Below are 22,875 nucleotides of genomic sequence, written 5' to 3'. Positions count from 1 at the left end.
CCTTTACCTTTTTAATATATAAGGAAAAACAGAGCACATTAAATAGTGGCTTATAAATATATCCGTTTGATAAAAGGAAGCACGCCTATTTAACTATAAAAAGACTGGAGGAAAAAAGGAATGAAATTTTCACAAAGGATATTTCCTGAAGGGTTTTTATGGGGAGGTGCTACTGCTGCTAACCAGATAGAAGGTGGATTTAATGAAGGGAATAAGGGCTTAAATATTGCCGATGTTCTACCGGGCGGGAAGGAACGCCTGAAAATACTAATGTCACCCGGATTTAACTTTGAAGTCAATCGCGAAAAATACACTTACCCAAATCATGAAGCAATTGATTTTTATCATCGTTACAAGGAAGATATCGCTCTATTTGCCGAAATGGGCTTTAAAGTGTTTCGGATGTCAATTGCTTGGACAAGGATTTTTCCGAATGGTGATGAGTTGGAACCTAATGAAGAGGGTTTGGCTTTTTACGACCGGGTTTTCGATGAATTACTTAAGCATGGAATTGAACCTGTTGTAACGATTTCTCACTATGAAATGCCGCTACACTTAGTAAAAGAGTATGGAGGCTGGAGAAGTCGTCAGGTTGTTACCTTCTTTGAAAAATATGCCAATGCCATTCTAGAGCGTTATAAGGAAAAAGTGAACTATTGGATGACCTTTAACGAAATCAATGGTGCCTTAAAGATGCCGATTATGAGTATGGGCTTTTCTCCCCAAAATGAAGAAAATCGTTATCAGGAGACTTTCCAAGCATTCCATCATCAATTTGTTGCCAGTGCACTTGCAGTTAAAGCATGTAAACGAATGATTCCTGATGCGAAAATTGGCTGTATGATCCTTTTTGCGCCTGTTTATTCTTACGATTGCAATCCGGAGAATGTTCTGTATGCCTTAAAAGAAGAGGAATTGTTTAATTATTTCTGTGCTGATGTCCAGGTGCGCGGGGAGTATCCAGCTTTCATTAAACGCTTTTTTAAGGAGAAAAACATCGAATTAGAGATGCATGATGGTGATTTAGACGTAATTAAAGAAGGTACAGTCGATTATATTGGATTAAGTTATTACATGTCCCGTACGGATAAAAAAGAAAAGACAGAAGGGGAAAAAGCACAAGGAAATATAGTTGGTGGTGTAAAAAACCCATTCCTTAAGGCCAGTGATTGGGGATGGGAAATAGATCCGGTTGGTTTACGTATCAGCCTAAACAAGCTTTATGGAAGATATCAGGTACCGCTTTTTGTTATCGAAAATGGCTTAGGGGCGTACGACCAGTCGGAGGAAGATGGTTCGATCAATGATGACTATCGAATGAATTATTTACGAGAGCATATAACAGCCATGGGCGAGGCGATTGAAGATGGTGTGGAACTGATGGGTTATACAAGCTGGGGGTGTATTGACTTAGTCAGTATGTCAACCGGTGAAATGTCCAAGCGCTATGGGTTTATTTACGTCGATAAGAACGATGATGGAAGTGGAACATTGGAACGAAGGAGGAAAAAATCATTCCATTGGTATAAAAATGTGATTGAAAGCAATGGGGATGTTCTTTGAGAAGACAGGAGTATAACTGTTAAATTCGGCAAAACTGTTTACTAATTTGTAGATGAGGCAGTTTTGCCTTTTTTTTATTTTTAAAAAAACCACCTTAAAAATTCAAAATATTGACAAAATAAAGAATGGTTTTATCGCTTTAATGGTCATATAATTGACATAAAGAAGGGAGGGCAATGTTTCTTATAATTCATCAAAACTTATGAAAGAAGGTGATGGAATGTCACTCGCTCACTTTGATGATATTTATCAAATCTGTTGTGGAATGGAAGAGGAAGAAACACTTAGGAAGGCAAAGCTTGCGGATGAACGGTTAAAACTCATGAAAAATCGTAATTCAGATGACTTTCGATGGTGGGAAGAGGCCATTAGTGAGAGTTTAAACGAAAAAGAAAGAGAGGTATTTTATGTCTAAAAGGAAAAAGAATACTTGGTGATTATCCCCCGTTTTTTCCGTTCAAGGATTGATGGGGGATTATTTTTTTAATGCCATTTCTGGATGACCTCTTTTAACGGAAATATTCCGCTTAATTGGTAATTATTTCTAAAAAAAGCTTAGATAGACGGAGAGATTCCGTCTATCTACTCGAAATATTCGAAAATGGTAGAATTTGCTTTACATAACCGGAAAGATTTCCCTTATATACCCCGAAACAAGCTCCATCCTGCATTTAACCGGAAAATCTCCGCTAATTTTACTTTTGCTTGTTACTTGATTAAGGACAAGACATCTTATTTAAAAGGAATGAATTTTATCACAAAAATCCAAGAGAACCTCATTTTGATGCCTCCAGTAAAAACATTAATAAAGATATTTATCAGAAAATTCGAATGTCAGGACACCTCTTTTAATAAAGTAAATGTAAACGGGCTAAAAAAGGCTTTTAAGTTGGAAAACAGCCAGCAAGTTTCATCATTCGATAAATAAAGGAACCATATGGTTTTTATTAAAGGGGAGGAGTTAAATGCTGCATATTGTAGTTTGTATCAAGCAAGTGCCTGACACCAAAATTATTAAGATGAATCCAAAAACAAACACAATGGACCGGAGGACAGCGCCTGCGATCTTGAATCCGTATGATACCCATGCTGTTGAAGAGGCGGTTCGTCTAAAGGAAAGGTACGGAGGGATTGTATCGGTCGTAACGATGGGGCCGCCTCCAGCGGTTAACGCGATAAAAACGTGCATTGAAATTGGCGCCGATGAGGGCTATTTAATCACGGACCGCCGGTTCGCGGGTGCAGATACATTGGCAACGAGTTATGCCGTGACAAAGGCGATTGAAAAAATAGCAAAAACGAAGCCAATAGATTTGATTATTTGCGGAAAAATGTCCATCGATGGAGATACCGGGCAAGTCGGACCCGGAATAGCACGAAGGATCGATATTCCACCGCTGACTTCTGTAAACAAAGTTGTGGAAATCAATCAAGAAGAAGGATATGCCATTGTCCATCGCAAGTTGGAGGACGGATATGAAGTCGTCCGGTCCACATTGCCGTGTTTATTTTCCGTTGAAAAAACAATCAATGAAGTGCCATATTCTCCGCTTCCCAACATGATAAAAGCTGCCAGATATAAACCAATTATTTGGTCTGTTGATGACCTAGAAGGTGTAGATATAAAGCAGCTTGGTTTGAAAGGATCCCCTACGATTGTCTCCAAAGTATGGGCTCCGCAAAAACCGGCTGGGGGAACGTACTTTGAAGGCAGCCCGGAGGCACAAGTAGATCAATTGCTCTCTATTTTGCTTGGAAAGAAAGAACTGTTTGAAACGAAGGAGGGCGTGTAATTGGATTTCCAAGATTATAAAGGCGTTTGGGTATTCATTGAACAAAAAGATGATGTGGTTGCCTCCGTTTCACTAGAACTTTTAGGTGCCGGAAGAAAGTTAGCAGACAAACGGGGAGTGGAATTGGCGGGTATTCTCATCGGTGAAAATGTTAAACATTTAACAAAGACTGTTTTTGAATATGGAGCAGATACAGTCTACGTTTATGATCAACCCATCTTTAAACATTACCGGACCGAAACCTATATGAAGGCGCTATTGGAGTGTTCTGATAAATATAAACCAGAAATTATCCTCTATGGGGCCACCTCAACAGGAAAAGACCTGGCAAGTGCAGTTGCCACCGATTTGCCGACAGGTTTGACGGCAGATACGACAGAGTTGGATGTTGAAGAGGAAACAGGGTTACTATTGGCGAGCAGGCCTGCATTTGGTGGAAATATTATGGCGACGATTTTATGTAAAAAATACCGTCCCCAAATGGCGACAGTACGTGCCAAGGTGATGAAGGCATTGCCTCCGGAGTCCGGGAGAACAGGAAAGATAATTGAAGAAACAATATCCCTAAAGGAAGAAGATATTCGGACTAAAGTACTGGAAATTGTAAAGGAAACGGTTAAGAAAGTAAGAATCGATGAGGCGGATATCGTTGTTGCCGGCGGTAAAGGATTAGGGGGTTTCGAGGGCTTTCAAATCATACACCAATTGGCGGAAACTCTTGGAGGAGCGGTTGGTGCCAGCAGGGATGTGGTGGAAGCGGGGTGGATCGATCACGCCCATCAAGTAGGGCAAACAGGTGTGACAGTAACGCCAAAAATTTATTTTGCAATTGGAATCTCCGGTGCGATTCAACATATTGTTGGAATGAAAAATTCCAGTTTAATTATTGCTATTAACAAGGACAAAGAAGCCCCTATTTTTCAGAACTGTCATTATGGAATTGTTGGTGATGCCTTTGAGATCGTTCCTATTCTAATAGAACAGTTTAAAAAAGCTTTATCTAGAGAAAAGGTAAGCAATACAAGCAGTGGTTGATGTAATGATGTCGGGGCCACAAAAAGGTAGAAGTTTTAAGTCCTAAAATGAATTATTTGATACTATCTATAACTCTATATTAAAGCCTCATGGTTCATTCATCATGAGGCTTTTTCCTATATAACCCCGTAATATTCCAAATAGGAATTTTCTATTTAACTCCTAACACAAAACTATAATTCTATAGGGTGTGGTTTGGGCGGGGATACTTTTTGTGGCAGGTCCGTATATAACAATGAGATCTCGGTTCACAGGTGTTCTTGAAAAGAGCTGCCCATTTGTTAAAACTATTTGAGTATATGGAGAAATATTTAATCGTAATCGTCCATCACTACTCTCCAACTCACTATTAAAATAATCTACTTTTACATTCTGATATGGGCTTTTCTTTACCATGACGAGTGCTTGATATTGCGGAGGGTAAATAAGAATAGCAGGTGCATTTCCGTCATAATATCCAGTCACGCGATCTCCCACTGCCACCATTACATGGTCTACAAAGTAAGTTGTGGGAGACACCACGAAATTTACTATTGTTCCCATTCCATTTTCTACAGATAGTAATTTCCTACAGCCTTCTCCTTCACCATTTTGTCCTACAAGATCTGTAATCATGGTGATGGTCCCATGAAACGAAAAAAAATTTGTCATCCCTATACCTCCAATGCTTATACCTCTGTATCCGAATGTTCTTTAATATTCCCGGACAAATGTACCCCTCCAAAACACATGTAATTGCTTTGTGTACATTATGTAGGTCAATACCTATTTGACTGTGTGTCTGCCCATAGAAGATAAGAATATGTTCTGTAGATTCATAGGAAAGTGGTTAAAATGGTGTTAAGAATAGGTAAATACACATTTATGAGAGAACAAGTTTATAGGTCTATGACTAATGAATAGGATGTTATGAGATAAAAAATAAAAGGAGTGAATATTATGTATCCTAGTCAAGGACCTTTGTATTATAACTATCCAGATAGTCAGGAAGCTTATATATATTCGTTACCCTACCAAGAAATGGATTATTACCAATCAACAATTGATGGAAGACAATTTGGTGGGCAACAACCTCCCTCTGCACCTCCTGGTCAAGAGCTGGAGCCTGGACCGCCAACATCACCACCACCATCTATTGTTCCTCAGCAGACTCAACAAGTAGGAGCGTTTGCTGTAGACCCAGGTAGTATGATTAGGTGTTTACACAGATTCACGTATGTATGGCTTAGAGGTCGTGAACAATTCTGGTTTTATCCAACATTTATCGGTAGACACTCTGTCTCAGGGTTTCGCTGGACTGGACGTAGATGGGTTCGTTTCGGAATAAGCCTTAGACAAATTCAATCGTTTACTTGCGTTTAATAAGAGATCATGTTGAGGAGGTTTATACAAACCTCCTCTAATACTTGTTTATTTCTATAGCCTGTGTATTTATCACACACCTGCAAGAGGGGACACGTCATATGATACATAAGCCTTTGAATTCAAAGTGAACCAATCGCTACCATCATATAGAACATTATTATTGGGGGAGATGCTTTTTTCAAAAAAGGAACTTCAGGAGGGAAATTTTGAAAACTTTATTATTGGAGAACATTTTAACTGCCATGAGTATTCAGCCTAATGAAAAGCAAAAAGGTATACGAATCAAGAACGTCACTTATGACAGATCTGAAATTAGAAGTCAAACGTTATTCTTTCGTTGGAACAATAGAGCGGTGCCTATTGAATCGATAAAGAAATACAAAAATGTATTCATCGTTACAGATTCACCCTTTTCTCTAATGGAAAGTTTAAATCCGAATCAAATCATTATGGTAAAGGATCTAAAAGACAGTTTCTTTAAATTCACTTCGTACTACAGGCATCTGTTTAACCTTCCTGTAGTCGCCATAACTGGTACATGTGGAAAGTCTACAACGAAAGAAATGCTAAAACACATTTTGGAAGGAACACATAAGGTCCAAGCAACCATATCCAGCAAAAATGCCAATTGTTACAACCTGCCTTATTTAATGGGAATAGATGAGGATACGGATGTGGCAGTGTTTGAAACTGCTGTATCTGCAAAAGGGGATATGACGGAGTCCTGTAAGTATTTTTACCCTACTATTGGGATTATGACAATGATTGATGTGGATCATACGGATAAAATTCGATCATTTGATACCTATCTAGCAGAAAAGGCAAAAATTATGGAAGGAATGAATAATGAGGGAATTCTCATCCTAAATTCGGATGACCATTATCTATCCTCCATCGATACTTCTAAATTTAAGGGAGAGATAATAACGTTCGGAAAAAACACGAATGCTATTTTTAGGATTAAGAAGTATCAATATCATTCATCCGGTATGACTTTTTGGATGGAATATAAGCAAAGGGAATTTAAAGGATATATACCGGGTCTTGGTGAGCACAGTGTATATAATGCAGTCGCTTCAATAGCAGCTGCTGCCATGTTAGGAGTGGATATTCCCTATGCTATAAAGAGATTGTCTTCTTATCACCACATGAGATCCCATTTTCAAATAATTGAAGGACGAAATCACATTACTCTGGTGGATGATACGTGGAAGTCAAATCCTGCTTCCTTAAGAAAAGGCTTAGAAACGTTAAGCAGAATAGCATTGCCATCGCAAAGAAAAATTGCTGTTCTAGGGAGAATGGCGGCATTGGGAAAATATGCCGATGAAGAATACGAAAAGGCAGGACATCTAATCAGTGCCTCGGGGATCGAAATTCTCATCACCAAAGGGTTTATTGCAAAAGATTTTGAAAAGCCAGCTATAGAGGCAGGAGTAAATCCGCACAATGTTTATCATTTTTCAGATGCAGACGAAATGAAGAGGTTTTTTGATTCATTTTTAATCCCAAATGACATTGTTTATTTCAAAACGGGCGGGGATGACTCAGATTTCGATGATGTCATCGACTATTTAAGAGGTTAAAATAGTAGAAAACTTTAATCGTAAAAGGCAGCTTTCCTTTAATGACTGGCAACCCAATTGTTCAAAATTGGTGGTGCTGTTCATGAGAGGCAAGCTGCCTTTTTTAGGCAATGTTTTTAGTGTTTTATTTTTCTTCCAGTTTAATGTTTATTTTTGTCAGCTAGATATTTAGCATACAAAATCGTGTTTTTGGCTACATCTAATTCAAGACTATATATATTAGGTGGTCCTGGCCGCCAATTTACTTCAAAAAGCCATAGTTTTTGGTTTGCATCAATGCCGACGTCAATTCCTAATTCATCCAATTCATTATCATATAAAGAATCAAAATGATTTGAAAAACTTATCGCAAACTGTTCAAGATACTTTTTAATATCATACCAGGAGTCACCAAACTCTGTTTTTAAAAAAATATCCAAGTAAGTACTATAACCCCCACTCCCCATATTAGATGTTATCGTTCCTAAACGCCCGATCCTTGGATATATAGAAGTAATCACCCATTTTCCTTCTCCATTTTTTTGTACATGCAACCGGAAATCAAAAACATGCCCAGATTTTGTTTGACTTGTAATAAACTGTTGAACTACGTACTCCTGTTCTTGTATTTTAGGGGTTAACCAATTAACCAATTGTTTTTCATTCATAGATGATTCTACTCCGGCATCATTTATTTTATAATGATTTGATCCATATTTTTCAATAAAAACAACGTCTCCTCCTTGATGCCCTGATAGCGGTTTGATAATAACCTTTTGATAACGTTTGATCATGTCAAAAAAAATTTGAACGTTAGTTAATTCATAGAAAGGAATAAGGTAATGTTTAAATTTATTTGCGTTTTTAATTCTGTTATATACTGTTAATTTGTCCCCAATCGAATGGCTTGTAAACGGAATCCTATCAAACAAATAATCAAAAATATGTCTAGTGTTCTCACCTGCAAGATAACTCGCATTATATATGACATCTGGTAATGGAAATTCTTTTTCAATCCATCGTCCATTTTCATAGGCTTTTCCTAAAATTTTTTGCTGTTTTATATTCACCTTCCCTAGGGTAAAGTAAAAAAAACTTACTCCCTCTGCTTTTGCTACAGCGGCATAAGCATATACTTTCTTTACATTAATTGGATCTCTACGATGATGAAGCATGCCAATTAGCGTCATTTCTCTTCTTTTCCACCTCTCCACATTCTTTTTCTGATAATAAGACTAGAATTTTTGTTCAATATTTGTCACTCGCAAAATTCTATAATGGGTCAACGTAGAAACGTATATTGCTAGCTACTCGAATGGCAATTCTTTTCGCTTCCATTTTATAATCGGAGGATGCCAAAATGTATCCGCAACGATCACCCATTGATAATGGCGGACGTACGATCTGGCCTTGACGAGGTTTTATATACACCTCTTCTACACCGGGATATTGTGAGCTGTGTTCTTTCCCCGTTACCTTATTTAATGTTCCTTTAGAATCAACTGTTAAATAATGTGCATATACATACTTCCTGTGTTTTTTTGTAAGGCGAGGCGCATTTCCTAACATTAATTGAATGGTTTCCTCAACTAAATTAATTCCATATCCGACTTCAATGATTCGATTCATCGCTCCACCTGAGATCCTTGGATTAATTTCAATTAATTTCCATACCCCATTTACTAAACGCATTTCAAGGTGACAGGCACCATTTTTCATATCAAAAGCCTTTAAGAGGGAACTTATTGAATCAAGGATACTATCGTACATTCTTTGGTTGATATATGGTAGTAAACAATATCCGGTTACGATAAATCGATGTAAAAGAGTAATCTCTTGTTCGATGATCGCGACAATATGCACTTTTCCATTGTGGACTAATACTTCAATTAAATATTGGGGGCCTTTTAGATACTCCTCCAGTAAAATCTGTTCATTTCTTTTTTGTAACTCTTGTATTGCCAGTTTTAACTGGTTCTCGTTATTTGCCAAGATAACATCTTTTGATCCAGCGGATGTAGGAGACTTTACAATAAGAGGTAAATAGTCCTTGGCTTGATCAATAAAATACTCTAAGGAATAATTATCTGGATTATAAAGGGCATAATAGGGGGAATTTGGGTGTCCTTTGAGAAGCTCACGAGTTAAGACTTTATTTTCCATTTTAAAAATAGAATCAGTAGAGACTATACTTGTACAAAATTCTTCTGCTAAGACGGCTGCTAGGTGAACGTAAGAATGGACAAAACTAAAAATGCCTTTAATTTGTTTACCTTGTTGTTGAAGTTTGTTGAGGTTTTTTTTTATTTCAGCATCATTCGATAATTCCACTAAAATCATTTGATGGACTTCGGGAAATTCTGTTCTTTGCTGTATGAATTTTTGTCTATTGGTGAATAACACCGTAAAAAAGCCGAGTCGTTCGGCAACTTTAATTGCTTCTCTGCTGGATCCAGATTTGTTTGTTTCTATAAATACAATCGTTCGCATAAGCTTGGTCATCCTATCTTTACTGATATTTTTAATGAAGGATTCACTTAACCAGTTTTATTTTAAATTAACTGATACGTACAATTTATTATATTGTCATAAGACAAGAGTGGTCTGGACAAACATCATAAAACTTAAGACAATTTAATTAAAGAATTTGTAAAAATACAAAATGTATTTATCGGAAATTTGGTAGATGGATAAATAAAATAGCTAATTGGAAAGATAAATAAATTACAAGGGGATATATCTTTGGTCAATATCGTTAAAATTAATATTTGTAAACAGGAGTTTTTAATGGAAGAAATACTTATACCGGTTCTTAGAACTGTTGGCAGCTTTATGATTTTAATACTCGTTACTCTGGCAATAGGAAAGCATATTAACTCTCATAAAAACCACTATGGCTTTGCCTTATCTGTAACGATTGGTTCCTATATAGCTAACATGGGGTTTGATACGAATTTAAAGTTCAAAGAAATGTTTATTTCATTTCTTGTATTAGTTTTAATTTTTTATTTGTTCATGGTGTTATCTTCTAGGAGTCGGGTTTTTAGAAAGTGGCTATCAGGTAGACCTACCGTGCTAATAGAAAAAGGAAAATTATTAGACAAGAATATGAAAAAAGTAAAGTTCTCGATTGATGACCTTAATCAGCTCTTGAGGGAAAAGGAAATCTTTAATATAGCTGAAGTGGAATACGCAATGCTGGAAGTAAACGGGGAATTATCCATTCTTAAAAAGGTACCGTTTCAAAATGTAATTAAAAAAGATTTCAATATACCCAATTCATCAGAGTCATTGCCGGTTGAACTAGTAATGGACGGGAAAATCATCGAAAAGAACGCTTCCGGCATCTATAGCCGTGAGTGGATTGAAGCTGAATTCAAAAGAAGAAATTTGCGGATAGAAGAAATTTATTATGCTGTAGTCAATAGCGGTGGTAACCTTTTTGTAGATAAATACGAAGATAAACTTACATCACCTACAGATGTTGAATAAAATACCAGAGGGACATGATTCTCCCGGCCAAAAGGCTGGGAGAACCGTGTCCCTTGGTTTTAGTTTTTGCTTAACTGTAATATATCTGTATCTTTCTCTTTTATATATTGATAAATATTGATGGCTAAATGGATATTAAATAATGGTTGACTATCATTCAAGTCCGTTAATAGAATTTCCTCAATTCGCTTTAAACGATAGCTTAAGGTATTGGTGTGAATATGTAAGGAATCAGCGGTTTTCTTTATGTTTTGATTTTGGTCCAAATAAACAATAAGCGTGCTTAACAGTTCGCCTTTTCTAGTTTTTTCATATTCAATTAAGGGACCTAATACTTCATGGATAAAATCGATCAATTCTTCTTTTGAATTTTGTAAAATAAACCTCTGGACGCCAAGGTCTGTATAACTAAGGACTCTATGATCGAATCGATAGTTTTTGAGAAACTTTATGCACTTTGTCGCTTCTACAAATGATTCGTGGACAAAAATAAGCCCTTGCTTAATTCTTCCAATCCCAATGGATACGTCTATCTCTTTATATTTATTAGTAATTTCATTCTGTAAATTTTTTGCAAGTTCTTTTATTTCGGCAAAAATCTTGGAAGAAGAGACCCTTGAAGGCAAGGATAAAAGGGCGACTATTTGATTTTCATCCCTTACGGCCATTACTTGCGAGTTCCTCCCGAGGAATGAATTGGCCATATGGAGTAAATTCCTTATCAAGTGATTGGCAATCACCTTGTTCTCGTTGAACTTATCCTCAAAATTAATAAGTATAGCAACATAGTTTCGGTTAGGGTCAAAATTTAAATTTTTTGCTTTCTGAATGAGTGCTTCATCGATCTGTCCAGAAAAAAGCTTGGTCACGAATTCCCCTCTTAAACGCTGCTGTGATTCAAAAACGGCCTGTTCTTTTCCCAGTTCAAGTGAAATGACTGTACAGGCATGTTCAAGAGCAGCGATATCCACCTCATTCATTTTTTGTTTTGATAGGAGGATTAGCCCCCCTAAAGACTTTAATTTGGATCCAAGTGGTAATACAACTAATTGATACGTTTCATCATTTAATGATATTTCGGAAACGGTATGTGAGTTTTCAAGTGTTAGGATAATTTGTTTTGCATACGCTTTCATAAACTCGGTCATTTCATCTGAAAAGGAGGAATAGCAGGCAGATGCCCTAAGTTCCCCTATTTCATCAAAGAGAAACATCTGTTGTCCGATTGTTTTATGTATATAATCCATAATCGATTGAATTCCTTCTCCATTTACAACGAGATTGGCCAGGTTTCTATGTATTTCGATGGAATGTGAAAGTTTCTGAACCATTTTTTCCTTCTCATTATAAAGAATGGATTTTTCCAAGGCGACTGCTGCTTGGTGGCCGATCGCTTCCAATAGATTAATATCCTCTTGCTTAAACTGCAACGATTGTTCAAAAGAGTCCAATGTAATCACGCCAATACATTTTCCGTTTTGTAATATAGGTGAAGAAATGACAGATGTAAAATGGAAATTACTTGGAATAGACTGATCTAATAAATCTCTGTTACCTGGAGTTAATGTTGAAAGTGCTTGTTTAATTTCTACTTCATTCCAAAAAATGAGGCATTTTTTGGCTGCAAAAGACATCCCAGTCATAGATTCACCACTAACTAGTTTAATTTGCCTAAATATATGTGGATAAAATAATCCTTGAGCAGATTTGGCGATGAGTCGATTCTGGTTTTTGTCAAAAATCCAGATAGAGCCCCCTCCAGCCGCTTCAACGACAGATATCGTTTCATTCATGATGGAATCAAAGATGGTATCAATATCTAATTTGGAATTGATCACGTTCGACACATGGATTAAGGACTTTAATTGCCGATGAGTTAAGGTATCTTGCATCTGTCATCATCCTTTCTCTAAGACTACACATTTCATCCAATTTGTATTTTTGTGTAAAAGACACAAATTTTTCATAATTATATTCATGAAAATATACATAGCTTAATACTCATAATGATTATATTCTTATTATAAGAAAGTTTTGAAAATAATGAAAGGAGTTCATCTTATAGATAGGTAGTGAAGGATTAATTTTTTTTGCTCAAAAAACAAATCAGAATATTAAGAAAGGGGATGTAGATAAATGAATTTTGATTTAACGAAAGAACAAGAGATGATCCGCAAGTTAGTTCGAGATTTTGCTGATGCAGAAGTTGCTCCTGGAGCGGATGAACGTGATCGAACGGGGGAATTCCCTAAGGAAGTGTTTGCAAAATTAGCAGAGTTAGGGATCATGGGCCTGCCATTTCCTGAACAATACGGTGGAGGTGAAGCCGACACGATTAGCTTTGCGATTGTCGTGGAAGAACTTAGTCGTGTTTGTGCATCAACAGGCATTACATATTCAGCACATATTTCATTAGGAGGAGCACCTCTTAATTTATTTGGTACACATGAGCAAAAAGAGAAGTATTTAACGCCCATTTGTACGGGAGAGTCTCTTGGAGCATTTGGATTGACTGAGCCAAATGCAGGATCTGATGCAAGTGGAACCCAAACAACAGCAGTTCTTGATGGAGATGAGTGGGTCATTAATGGCTCCAAATGTTTTATTACAAATGCAAGCTATGCCAATCACCTTGCAGTGACAGCGGTTACAGACCGCTCAAAAGGAATCAACGGAATCAGCGCATTTATTGTTCCTACAAATGCTCCGGGATTCACTGTCATCGACAACTACGAAAAAATGGGTCTGCATGCCTCAAATACCACAGAACTTATCATGGAGAATGTAAGAGTTCCAAAAGAAAATCTGTTGGGAACGGATGGAAACGGTTACAAGCAATTTTTGGCTACTCTTGATGGCGGAAGAATTGGAATCGCTGCGATGGCTGTAGGTATTGCACAAGGAGCCTATGAAAAGGCTCTTCAATATGCAAAAGAAAGAAAACAGTTTGGAAAAAGTTTATCCAATTTCCAGGCCATCCAATTTAAATTAGCGGACATCGCTATGAATATTGAATTAGCACGAAATATGGTTTTTAAAGCAGCTTGGTTAAAGGATCAAGGAAGATCCTTTAAAAAGGAAGCGGCATATGCAAAATTATTTGCTTCGGAGATGTGCATGCGAGCATGTGATCAAGCCGTTCAAATTCATGGCGGTTATGGATATATGAAGGAATATCAAGTGGAACGATTCTTCCGTGATGCAAAACTCTTGGAAATTGGTGAAGGAACATCTGAAGTTCAACGAATGGTCATAGCCAAACAAATTGGATGTTAATGAATTTTAATAGTAATTAAAAAAATTGTTAAAGGAGCCATTACATGGATATTAGTGGAATTTTACAAGTCGTTTCAAATAGTAAACTTATTTATCCAAACGAAGAAAAAGTACGTTCAACCTCTATTGGAAGCAGCGAAGCATTTCAAGAACTTCTTAAACAATCACAAGAAGAACCGGCTAAATTTTGGGACAGTGCAGCCCGTGAACTTGTTTGGTATGAACCATGGGATGAAACCATTAGTGGACAGCTCCCCGATTTTCGCTTTTTTTCCGGCGGCATTAGTAACCCAAGTGTAAATTTACTTGATCGCCATATAGAAAATGGGGCAGGAAACCGGACCGCGCTCATTTGGGAGGGTGAAAACGGGGACACCAAATTTTACACATATAATATGCTTCTTGCTGAAGTTAATCGGTTTGCGAATGTTCTTAAATCCTTTGGTGTAAAAAAAGGTGATTGTGTTGCCATTTTTCTTCCGAATCTGGCCGAAGCCTTTATTTCTGTTTTAGCTTGTTTCCGAATTGGTGCGATTTACAATACCATTTTCTCCGGTTATTCAGAAAAATCATTGACAGACCGACTCATCAATTTTGAGCCAAAGGTATTGATCACTGCGGATGCAACGGAACGCCGGGGTAAATTCATCCCTTTAAAAGAAAAAGTGGATCAGGTTGTTCCATCTATCCCATCTATCGAAGCCGTCATTGTTGTCGACCGCTTAGGTTCAGAGGTTCAAATGAAAGAGGGCCGGGATTACTGGTGGCATGAGCAGACTAAAGCGGCAAGTATCGTTTGTGAACCTGATCGAATTGAAGCGAATGAGAGCGGTATTGTCTTTTATACAAGTGGGACGACAGGTAAACCAAAAGGTGTCGTGCATTCCGGCATGGCTTTTGTCACACAGAATTACACATATGCCAAGTATCATATGGATCACCATCAGGACGATGTTTTCTGGTGTACCGCGGATATCGGCTGGTTAACCATGCATATATGGGGAATTACAGGTGCCTTAGCGAATGGTGTAACAACCGTTGTCTTTGAAGGAGCTGTTGATTATCCAACAAAAGACCGTTTTTATCAAATCATTGAAAAATACAGGGTGAATAAACTGTTTACAGCCCCAACAGCTTTAAGAATGTTAAAAAGTATGGGAGAAAAAACATTAGAGAAATTTGATTTATCTTGCCTCGATGTTATTTCCCTTGTTGGAGAACCCTTCGATCCAGAGACGTGGCATTGGACCTATGAAGTTTTAGGAAAGAAAAAGGTATATATCAATAATACTTGGGGGCAAACCGAAACAGCGGGTTCGCCTCTAGCTGGGGCAGCTTGGCTGACACCGATGAAACCGGGATCCTCAGGAACGGCCTTTTTAGGTGCAGTTATGGATATCGTTGACGCAGAAGGCAATTCGGTTAGACCCGGCACCTTAGGAAACCTGGTGATTAGAAAACCATTTCCAATGTTATGCCGAACACTCTGGAAAGAACCGGAAAGGTATTACGCATCCTATTATAGCCAAGTGGATGGCTGCTATTATGCCAGCGACCTGGCATTAATAGATGATGATGGATATTTATGGGTAGTTGGCCGTTCAGATGACGCGTTTAATGTAGCCGGGCACCGCTTGAGTACAATGGAAATGGAAAGTGCTGCACTTGAATGTGAAGGAGTTTCTGAGACTGCAATTATTGGAATCCCTGATGAAATTAAAGGAGAGGTTCCGCTCGTATTTGTCCGTCTGGCTGATGGCTATAACGGAACAGCAGAATTAAAACAACAAATAAATAATCGGATCATTCAACAAATTGGTAAGATTGCCACTCCAAAATCAATTATTTTTACAGATATGCTCCCGAAAACAGTCAGTGGAAAAATTATGCGCCGCTTATTAAAGGAAATTGTTGTATCAGGTAAGGTTACCGGTGATATTACAGGACTAGAAGACCCGACAACCGTTGCACAAATACAAAAAATAGTTGCGGAAAAATCAACTGTTAAATAGTTATTAATTAGAGACAGTCATTTGTCAGGAAGGTAATCGACAAATGACTGGTTCCATATTAGTAGATTAGGAGTTAAAGATAGACTTAAATATTTACATATCTCCTTTATTATCAAAGTTTAGCTGATGCTGATGAGTTTTAACCTTCTTAAATAAAGGATAGAAAGGGTGGAAAGTCATGTTTAAAAAAGTATTAATAGCTAATCGCGGCGAAATTGCTGTCCGTGTAATCCGTACATGCAAGGCCTTGGGGATTACAACCATTGGAGTTTACTCAGAAGCAGATGCGGATGCTCCCCATGTGAAAATGGCAGATGAGGCCTATTTAATTGGCGGTCCCCGTGTAGCTGAAAGCTATTTAAATATCAATAAAATTCTCGAGGTCGCTCAAATTTCGGGAGCGGAGGCAATCCATCCGGGATATGGCTTGTTGTCCGAAAATACGGACTTTGCCCGCCGGTGTGAGGAAGCTGGCCTTATCTTCATTGGACCTTCCCCAGAGGTTATTTCCAAAATGGGAAGTAAGATTGAATCTCGCAAAGCAATGGAGGAAGCTGGTGTTCCTGTCGTTCCGGGGATTACCTACCCACTGGCAGATGAAGAGGAAGCAGTAGAAGCGGCGGATCGCATTGGTTATCCCGTTATGCTAAAAGCTTCCGCTGGGGGTGGAGGAATTGGAATGCAGGTGGTCCATAACGGAGATGAAATCCGAAAAGCTTTCGCGGGGAATCAAAAGCGGGCAACTGATTTCTTCGGCGATGGAGCGATGTATATTGAAAAGTTTGTTGAAAATCCAAGGCATATTGAGATTCAAATCTTGGCAGATTGTTTTGGAAATACCGTGTATCTTTGGGAACGTGAATGTTCAATCCAGCGCCGACATCAAAAAGTCGTAGAGGAAGCCCCATCCTCATTTATTACTGAAAAAACTCGTACCAAGATGGGGGAGGCTGCCGTAAAAGCGGCCAAATCCATTGGGTATAAAAATGCGGGCACCATCGAGTTCTTAGTGGATGAAGAGCAAAATTTCTATTTTCTTGAAATGAATACCCGTTTACAAGTGGAACATCCGGTTACGGAAGAAATTACAGGGTTGGACTTGGTTGAAAAACAATTGCAAATTGCTGCAGGTGAAGCTCTGGAATTTTCTCAAGCAGAAGTTAAACGCGACGGTCATGCCATTGAGGTTAGAATTTATGCGGAAGACCCGAAAACATTTTTCCCTTCACCCGGAAAAATAACAAAATTAGAGTTGCCGAACGGACCTGGAGTTCGCCATGAATTAGCGATTCACGGTCAATCCGTAGTCACACCTTTTTATGATCCAATGATTGCTAAACTTATTGTCAAGGGCAGCAATCGGGAAGAGGCAATCATTCGTCTGCAAGAAGCATTAGTGGATTATCATATTGAAGGTATTAAAACAAATATCCCAATGCTGCAAGAGGTGATTGCCCATCCGGCATTCCATTCAGGTGATATCACAACAGACTTTGTTAACAAGTATTTAAAATCTAAAAAAGCAAATAACGTTAAATAGGAGGAATAATCATGAGTGAAGTATTGGCAAGCATGGCAGGTAATGTATGGAAGATATTAGTTAAAGCTGGGGACCAGGTAGAAGAGGGTCAAGATGTAGTGATTTTAGAATCAATGAAAATGGAAATTCCAATTGCAGCTGAACTCGATGGAACGGTGAAAGAAGTGAAAGTGAATGAAGGCGACTTTGTTAATGAAGGCGACGTCATTGTAGTAGTTGAATAGAGCCTGAATAAGGGTGTAAAGGAGATGGAACAATGAAGTGGCCGAAGAGTGTAACGATTAAAGAGGTTGGTCCTCGTGATGGATTGCAAAATGAAAAAGCTTTCATTTCAACAGAAGACAAAATTACTTGGATTAATCAATTATCAGAATGTGGGCTAAAACACCTGGAGATTACTTCTTTTGTTAATCCCAAATGGATTCCTGCACTTTCAGATGCCGTTGCCGTGGCTGCTGGCATTACTAAAGTGCCCGGTGTCACCTATACAGCACTCGTTCCAAACCTTCAAGGTTTGGAACAGGCATTTAAAGCGAACATTGATGAAGTGGCCGTGTTTATGTCGGCAAGTGAAACACATAACTTAAAAAATATTAATAAAACAATTGGAGCGACTTTCCCTGTGTTAAAAGACTTGGTCAGAGAAACCATATCAGCCGGAAAATTAAGCAGAGGCTATGTTTCGACTGTTTTTGGCTGTCCTTATGAGGGGAATGTTGATATCGATGCGGTCATAAGAGTATCCGAAACATTATTTGACATGGGGATTGCAGAACTGTCTCTCGGGGATACGATCGGTGTGGCAAATCCAAAGCAAGTTCAAGAAGTGTTAGAAGTGTTACTAAAGAGATTTCCGGCTGATAGATTAGCCATGCATTTTCATGATACAAGAGGAACGGCTTTGGCTAACATCTTAGTATCGTTAGAGATGGGAATTACCATTTTTGACTCTTCGCTTGGCGGCTTAGGAGGATGTCCTTATGCCCCCGGTGCATCTGGTAACGTTGCAACAGACGATTTACTTTATATGCTTCACGGGATGGGAATTCACACGGGAGCTGATCAGCAAAAGCTGACTTCTGCATCCCAATTCATTCAGGAGAAGCTTGGCAGGCCTTTACCTAGTAAAAGTTTTCAAGCCGTCAGCTCCTTGCTGGGTGGAAAGCTTGGAAATACCGTGTGAGAAAGGTGAGATCATGACTAATACTATAGTAGTTAACAAGTTAGAAAACGGAATCGTTCTGATTACTTTAAATAGGCCGGAAGCAGCTAATGCTTTATCTATACAGATGTTAGAGGGGCTCAAGGACGCCATCCTTACCTGTAAATATGATCGATCCGTCCGCTGTATCGTCATTACCGGGACAGGGGAGAAGGCTTTTTGTGCGGGCGCTGATTTAAAGGAACGAGCTGGAATGGATCCGGTTCAGGTGAGGAAAACAGTTACCTTAATCCGTGATACGATCAATTCTTTCGAATTATTACCCCAACCGGTCATAGCGGCGGTGAACGGCGTTGCATTTGGCGGAGGAACTGAACTAGCGCTCGCTTGTGATATCCGTATTGCCTCTGAAACTGCGAAACTCGGACTAACGGAAACTTCATTGGGAATTATACCAGGTGCAGGCGGAACACAGCGTTTAGCAAGATTAGTAGGAAAGGGACGTGCCAAAGAGCTGATTTTCACTGCCAGACGTATTGAGGCAAACGAAGCCCTTGAGATTGGTTTAGTAGAGTATACGGTCCCTGTTGCAAGCTTAATGGATAAAGCATTAGAAATCGCGGGACAAATTGTTCGGAATGGCCCGATTGCCGTTACGCAAGCAAAGTTCGCTATCGATAAAGGCTATGATGTCGATATAAATACAGGTCTTGCGATTGAACAAAATGCCTATGAAGTGACGATGCCAACAAAGGATCGTTTAGAAGGATTACAGGCTTTTAAGGAGAAACGCGCCCCAATTTACAGGGGAGAATAAGAAAACTAGATAAATAAAGGAGGAGAAATAATGACTGTGGATATGAAACCTCTACAACAAACACTGCAAGATCGAGTCGAGCAAATAAAAAAGGGCGGAGCTCCTAAATATCATGAAAAGAACCAAGAGCAGGGAAAACTATTCGTTCGTGATCGTTTATCACTTTTATTCGATCCTGGCTTTGAATTAGAGGATGCTTTATTTGCAAACTGTATGGCGGGGGATCTTCCTGCAGATGGTGTCGTGACAGGAATGGGCAAGATTAATGGTCAGGTTGTATGTGTGATGGCCAATGATTCAACAATCAAAGCGGGTTCTTGGGGAGCTCGAACGGTTGAGAAAATCATTCGAATTCAGGAAACGGCTGAAAAACTTCGCGTGCCATTAGTATACTTGGTAGATTCAGCTGGGGCGCGGATAACGGATCAGGTGGAAATGTTCCCGGGACGTCGTGGGGCAGGGAGAATCTTTTACAATCAAGTGAAACTTTCAGGTAAAATCCCTCAAATCTGTATTCTGTTTGGACCATCTGCGGCCGGCGGAGCTTATATTCCGGCTTTTTGTGACATTGTCATTATGGTTGATAAAAATGCATCGATGTACCTGGGTTCACCGAGAATGGCCGAAATGGTTATTGGTGAAAAAGTAACCTTAGAGGAAATGGGCGGTGCCCGCATGCACTGTTCTGTTTCAGGATGTGGTGATGTTCTGGCGAAAAATGAAGAAGAAGCCATTTCAATGGCGAGAAACTATCTTTCATATTTCCCTGCTAATTTTTCAGAGAAACCGCCAGTTCATGAGGCTGTTGCTCCTAAACTATTGAAAAAGCCATTAGAAGAGCTGATTCCGTCTAATCAGAATGCAGCATTTAATATGCATGATCTCATAAACGGGATTATTGATGAAGGTTCCTTCTTTGAAATCAAAAAACTTTTTGCTGGCGAACTTATTACAGGACTTGCTCGTATGGAGGGGAAATCAGTCGGAATTATCGCCAATCAGCCACGTGTTAAAGGCGGAGTTTTATTCCACGATTCAGCAGATAAGGCCGCAAAATTTATTAATCTTTGTGATGCCTACCATATTCCCCTTTTGTTTCTAGTAGATGTACCCGGATTTATGATAGGGACAAAAGTAGAACGGGCAGGAATCATTCGCCATGGGGCGAAAATGATTTCAGCTATGGCTGAAGCAAGTGTTCCAAAAATCTCTGTTATCGTCCGTAAAGCCTATGGTGCTGGTCTTTATGCAATGGCTGGCCCTGCCTTTGAACCGGATGCTTGTCTTGCTTTGCCTTCAGCACAAATTGCGGTAATGGGACCAGAAGCAGCAGTAAATGCCGTATATGCTAATAAAATTGCTTCGCTGCCTGAAGAAGAACGTGCCGCATTCATCGAACAAAAACGAGAGGAATATAAAGAAGATATTGATATTTACCATTTAGCTTCCGAAATGGTGATCGACGGGATTATACCAGCAAACTCATTGCGAAAAGAGCTGGTGAACCGTTTTGAGGCATACTCATCAAAATATCTCATTTTTTCAGAACGGAAACACGCTGTATATCCAGTCTGATTTATTAAAGTCAATTGTAAAAGTTTAAATCTAAGGAGGCGGATCCAGTGAAGAATGGGAAAGTTGTGAATTCCTTCACCGAAGCAATAAAAGATATTTCAGATGGCGCTACCATCATCGTCGGAGGTTTCGGACTATGTGGAATTCCCGAAAAGGCAATTCTTGCCTTAAGAGATCAGGGAACAAAGGATTTAACCATCGTTAGTAATAACTGTGGCGTGGATGATTGGGGACTTGGTCTGCTGCTTGCCAATAAGCAAATTAAGAAAATGGTTTCATCTTATGTCGGTGAAAACAAAATTTTTGAAAAGCAGTTTTTAAGTGGTGAGCTTGAGGTTGAGCTAGTTCCTCAAGGAACGCTTGCAGAACGAATTCGTGCTGGCGGCGCAGGAATACCTGGTTTTTATACGGCTACTGGGGTGGGAACACCAATTGCAGAAGGAAAAGAACACAAAGAGTTTAACGGAAGAACTTATTTATTAGAAGAGGGAATTGTCGGTGAATTTGCCCTAGTAAAAGCCTGGAAGGCCGACCCGCTAGGAAACCTTGTTTTCCGAAAAACATCCCGAAACTTTAATCCATTGGCAGCCATGGCGGGAAAAATTACGATTGCAGAAGTTGAGGAAATCGTTGAAGTAGGAGAGTTAAATCCAGATGAAATCCATACCCCTGGAATTTATGTTCAACGTGTCCTGCTCGGAACAAACTATGAAAAACGGATAGAAAGACGCACAGTAGTACAAGCTTAATAGTTTTTTTAAGAATGTTGATGGGAGCAAAGCGCCTGGAGCGAAAATCAACAGCTAAGTTTAAGAGACAAGGAGTGAGTGGATTGAAGGATGCGCGATTAACCATTGTAAAACGTGCGGTTCAAGAAATTCAGGATGGAATGAACGTGAATTTAGGAATTGGGATCCCAACCCTTATTGCCAATGAAATTCCAAGCGAATACAATGTCATGTTACAATCAGAAAATGGCTTATTGGGCATTGGCCCTTATCCGGTTGAAGGTACAGAAGACCCTGATCTAATAAATGCGGGAAAAGAAACAGTAACAGACGTACCGGGTGCTTCCTATTTCGACAGTGCAGAATCATTTGCTATGATTCGCGGCGGTCATATCGACCTTGCCATCTTAGGGGGAATGGAAGTTTCACAAACAGGAGATTTGGCTAACTGGATGATTCCCGGGAAGATGGTCAAAGGAATGGGCGGCGCCATGGATTTAGTAAACGGCGCAAAACGTGTGGTGGTTATTATGGAACATGTAAATAAGCACGGTGAATCAAAGGTCAAAACAGAATGTACGCTTCCTCTTACCGGAAAAGAAGTGGTGCACCGTTTAATCACTGATTTGGCTGTATTTGATTTCACTCCAGAAGGAATGGTTCTCGTAGAAACCCAGGACGGAGTATCTGTTGAAGAAGTGGTTGAAAAAACGGAGGCTTCATTTAAAATTGGTATCATCTCATCAGTTAAGTAAGAGGCTGGACCCCATGGATGGTGAAATAGTAGATTGCCGAATCAGCCGCTTCTATTTTTTACCTAATAATCCAAAACCCTATTGTCACATGACAATAGGTTTTTTTTTGCAGCTTAGGAAAAATGATACAATCCTATTTTAGAATAAATTTTTCATTATAATCACTTCTCGAATAAATTGCCAATGAATAGCCTCCA

Annotated in this window: 20 protein-coding genes; 16 read left to right on the top strand and 4 right to left on the bottom strand. The window is 39.0% G+C overall.

The annotated features are described in order from the left end of the window. Nucleotides 1-120 precede the first annotated feature (120 nt). The 4 genes from RCG22_RS05935 to RCG22_RS05920 all read left to right on the top strand — a co-directional run bounded on the left by RCG22_RS05935 (nucleotide 121) and on the right by RCG22_RS05920 (nucleotide 4,391). Nucleotides 121-1,563 (top strand): glycoside hydrolase family 1 protein, encoded by a 1,443-nt coding sequence (locus RCG22_RS05935; protein ID WP_308106145.1) that lies wholly within the window; start codon nucleotides 121-123, stop codon nucleotides 1,561-1,563. 202 nt (nucleotides 1,564-1,765) lie between these two features. Further along, nucleotides 1,766-1,978 (top strand): hypothetical protein, encoded by a 213-nt coding sequence (locus RCG22_RS05930; protein WP_308106144.1) that lies wholly within the window; start codon nucleotides 1,766-1,768, stop codon nucleotides 1,976-1,978. A 550-nt stretch (nucleotides 1,979-2,528) separates the two neighbouring features. Beyond that, a complete protein-coding gene (locus RCG22_RS05925; protein WP_098261329.1) occupies nucleotides 2,529-3,356 on the top strand; it encodes an electron transfer flavoprotein subunit beta/FixA family protein in 828 nt (275 codons plus the stop codon). Then, nucleotides 3,357-4,391, top strand: coding sequence for an electron transfer flavoprotein subunit alpha/FixB family protein (locus RCG22_RS05920; protein WP_308106143.1), 1,035 nt, complete (start codon nucleotides 3,357-3,359; stop codon nucleotides 4,389-4,391). A 162-nt stretch (nucleotides 4,392-4,553) separates the two neighbouring features. Here RCG22_RS05920 and RCG22_RS05915 read toward each other — a convergent pair whose 3' ends face one another. After that, the gene (locus RCG22_RS05915; RefSeq protein ID WP_308106142.1) at nucleotides 4,554-5,042 is read right to left on the bottom strand and encodes a hypothetical protein; all 489 of its coding nucleotides are present in this window, start codon (nucleotides 5,040-5,042) and stop codon (nucleotides 4,554-4,556) included. 288 nt (nucleotides 5,043-5,330) lie between these two features. On the opposite strand from RCG22_RS05915, the gene RCG22_RS05910 reads away from it, so the two are divergent. Both RCG22_RS05910 and RCG22_RS05905 read left to right on the top strand, forming a co-directional pair. Further along, nucleotides 5,331-5,753, top strand: coding sequence for a hypothetical protein (locus RCG22_RS05910; RefSeq protein ID WP_308106141.1), 423 nt, complete (start codon nucleotides 5,331-5,333; stop codon nucleotides 5,751-5,753). 209 nt (nucleotides 5,754-5,962) lie between these two features. Continuing rightward, nucleotides 5,963-7,342 (top strand): Mur ligase family protein, encoded by a 1,380-nt coding sequence (locus tag RCG22_RS05905; protein ID WP_308106140.1) that lies wholly within the window; start codon nucleotides 5,963-5,965, stop codon nucleotides 7,340-7,342. A gap of 140 nt (nucleotides 7,343-7,482) precedes the next feature. On the opposite strand, the gene RCG22_RS05900 is transcribed toward RCG22_RS05905, so the two are convergent. After that, nucleotides 7,483-8,511, bottom strand: coding sequence for a YheC/YheD family endospore coat-associated protein (locus RCG22_RS05900; protein ID WP_308106139.1), 1,029 nt, complete (start codon nucleotides 8,509-8,511; stop codon nucleotides 7,483-7,485). An 82-nt stretch (nucleotides 8,512-8,593) separates the two neighbouring features. Beyond that, nucleotides 8,594-9,811 carry an ATP-grasp domain-containing protein gene (locus RCG22_RS05895; protein ID WP_308106138.1) on the bottom strand — a complete coding sequence of 406 codons (1,218 nt, stop codon included), beginning with the start codon at nucleotides 9,809-9,811 and terminating at the stop codon, nucleotides 8,594-8,596. Between the two features lie 297 nt (nucleotides 9,812-10,108). On the opposite strand from RCG22_RS05895, the gene RCG22_RS05890 reads away from it, so the two are divergent. After that, a complete protein-coding gene (locus RCG22_RS05890) occupies nucleotides 10,109-10,813 on the top strand; it encodes a DUF421 domain-containing protein (protein ID WP_308106137.1) in 705 nt (234 codons plus the stop codon). Nucleotides 10,814-10,872: 59 nt separating this feature from the next. On the opposite strand, the gene RCG22_RS05885 is transcribed toward RCG22_RS05890, so the two are convergent. Beyond that, nucleotides 10,873-12,705, bottom strand: a complete 1,833-nt coding sequence (locus tag RCG22_RS05885) for a helix-turn-helix domain-containing protein (protein WP_308106136.1) — start codon at nucleotides 12,703-12,705, stop codon at nucleotides 10,873-10,875. A gap of 244 nt (nucleotides 12,706-12,949) precedes the next feature. On the opposite strand from RCG22_RS05885, the gene RCG22_RS05880 reads away from it, so the two are divergent. From RCG22_RS05880 to RCG22_RS05840, 9 genes are all read left to right on the top strand, one after another. Beyond that, nucleotides 12,950-14,089, top strand: coding sequence for an acyl-CoA dehydrogenase (locus RCG22_RS05880; protein WP_308106135.1), 1,140 nt, complete (start codon nucleotides 12,950-12,952; stop codon nucleotides 14,087-14,089). Nucleotides 14,090-14,133: 44 nt separating this feature from the next. Continuing rightward, nucleotides 14,134-16,101 (top strand): acetate--CoA ligase, encoded by a 1,968-nt coding sequence (locus tag RCG22_RS05875; RefSeq protein ID WP_308106134.1) that lies wholly within the window; start codon nucleotides 14,134-14,136, stop codon nucleotides 16,099-16,101. Nucleotides 16,102-16,279: 178 nt separating this feature from the next. Beyond that, a complete protein-coding gene (locus RCG22_RS05870; RefSeq protein WP_308106133.1) occupies nucleotides 16,280-17,641 on the top strand; it encodes an acetyl-CoA carboxylase biotin carboxylase subunit in 1,362 nt (453 codons plus the stop codon). 11 nt (nucleotides 17,642-17,652) lie between these two features. Next, nucleotides 17,653-17,865, top strand: a complete 213-nt coding sequence (locus RCG22_RS05865) for an acetyl-CoA carboxylase biotin carboxyl carrier protein subunit (RefSeq protein ID WP_098261341.1) — start codon at nucleotides 17,653-17,655, stop codon at nucleotides 17,863-17,865. 32 nt (nucleotides 17,866-17,897) lie between these two features. Next, nucleotides 17,898-18,824: a hydroxymethylglutaryl-CoA lyase gene (locus tag RCG22_RS05860; RefSeq protein ID WP_308106132.1), complete on the top strand. Its 927-nt coding sequence runs from the start codon at nucleotides 17,898-17,900 to the stop codon at nucleotides 18,822-18,824. 13 nt (nucleotides 18,825-18,837) lie between these two features. Further along, complete coding sequence (locus RCG22_RS05855) at nucleotides 18,838-19,620, top strand: enoyl-CoA hydratase (protein WP_308106131.1); 783 nt, start codon at nucleotides 18,838-18,840, stop codon at nucleotides 19,618-19,620. Nucleotides 19,621-19,650: 30 nt separating this feature from the next. Then, nucleotides 19,651-21,195: an acyl-CoA carboxylase subunit beta gene (locus RCG22_RS05850; protein WP_308106130.1), complete on the top strand. Its 1,545-nt coding sequence runs from the start codon at nucleotides 19,651-19,653 to the stop codon at nucleotides 21,193-21,195. Nucleotides 21,196-21,242: 47 nt separating this feature from the next. Further along, complete coding sequence (locus tag RCG22_RS05845; RefSeq protein ID WP_098261343.1) at nucleotides 21,243-21,944, top strand: CoA transferase subunit A; 702 nt, start codon at nucleotides 21,243-21,245, stop codon at nucleotides 21,942-21,944. An 83-nt stretch (nucleotides 21,945-22,027) separates the two neighbouring features. Next, the gene (locus tag RCG22_RS05840) at nucleotides 22,028-22,678 is read left to right on the top strand and encodes a 3-oxoacid CoA-transferase subunit B (protein ID WP_308106129.1); all 651 of its coding nucleotides are present in this window, start codon (nucleotides 22,028-22,030) and stop codon (nucleotides 22,676-22,678) included. Nucleotides 22,679-22,875 lie beyond the last annotated feature (197 nt).

This window comes from Neobacillus nitrireducens, from assembly GCF_030915405.1.
GTDB lineage: Bacteria > Bacillota > Bacilli > Bacillales > Cytobacillaceae > Neobacillus.
The sequence above is the reverse complement of the archived record's forward strand: the minus strand, read 5'-3'. Positions and strand labels throughout refer to the sequence as shown.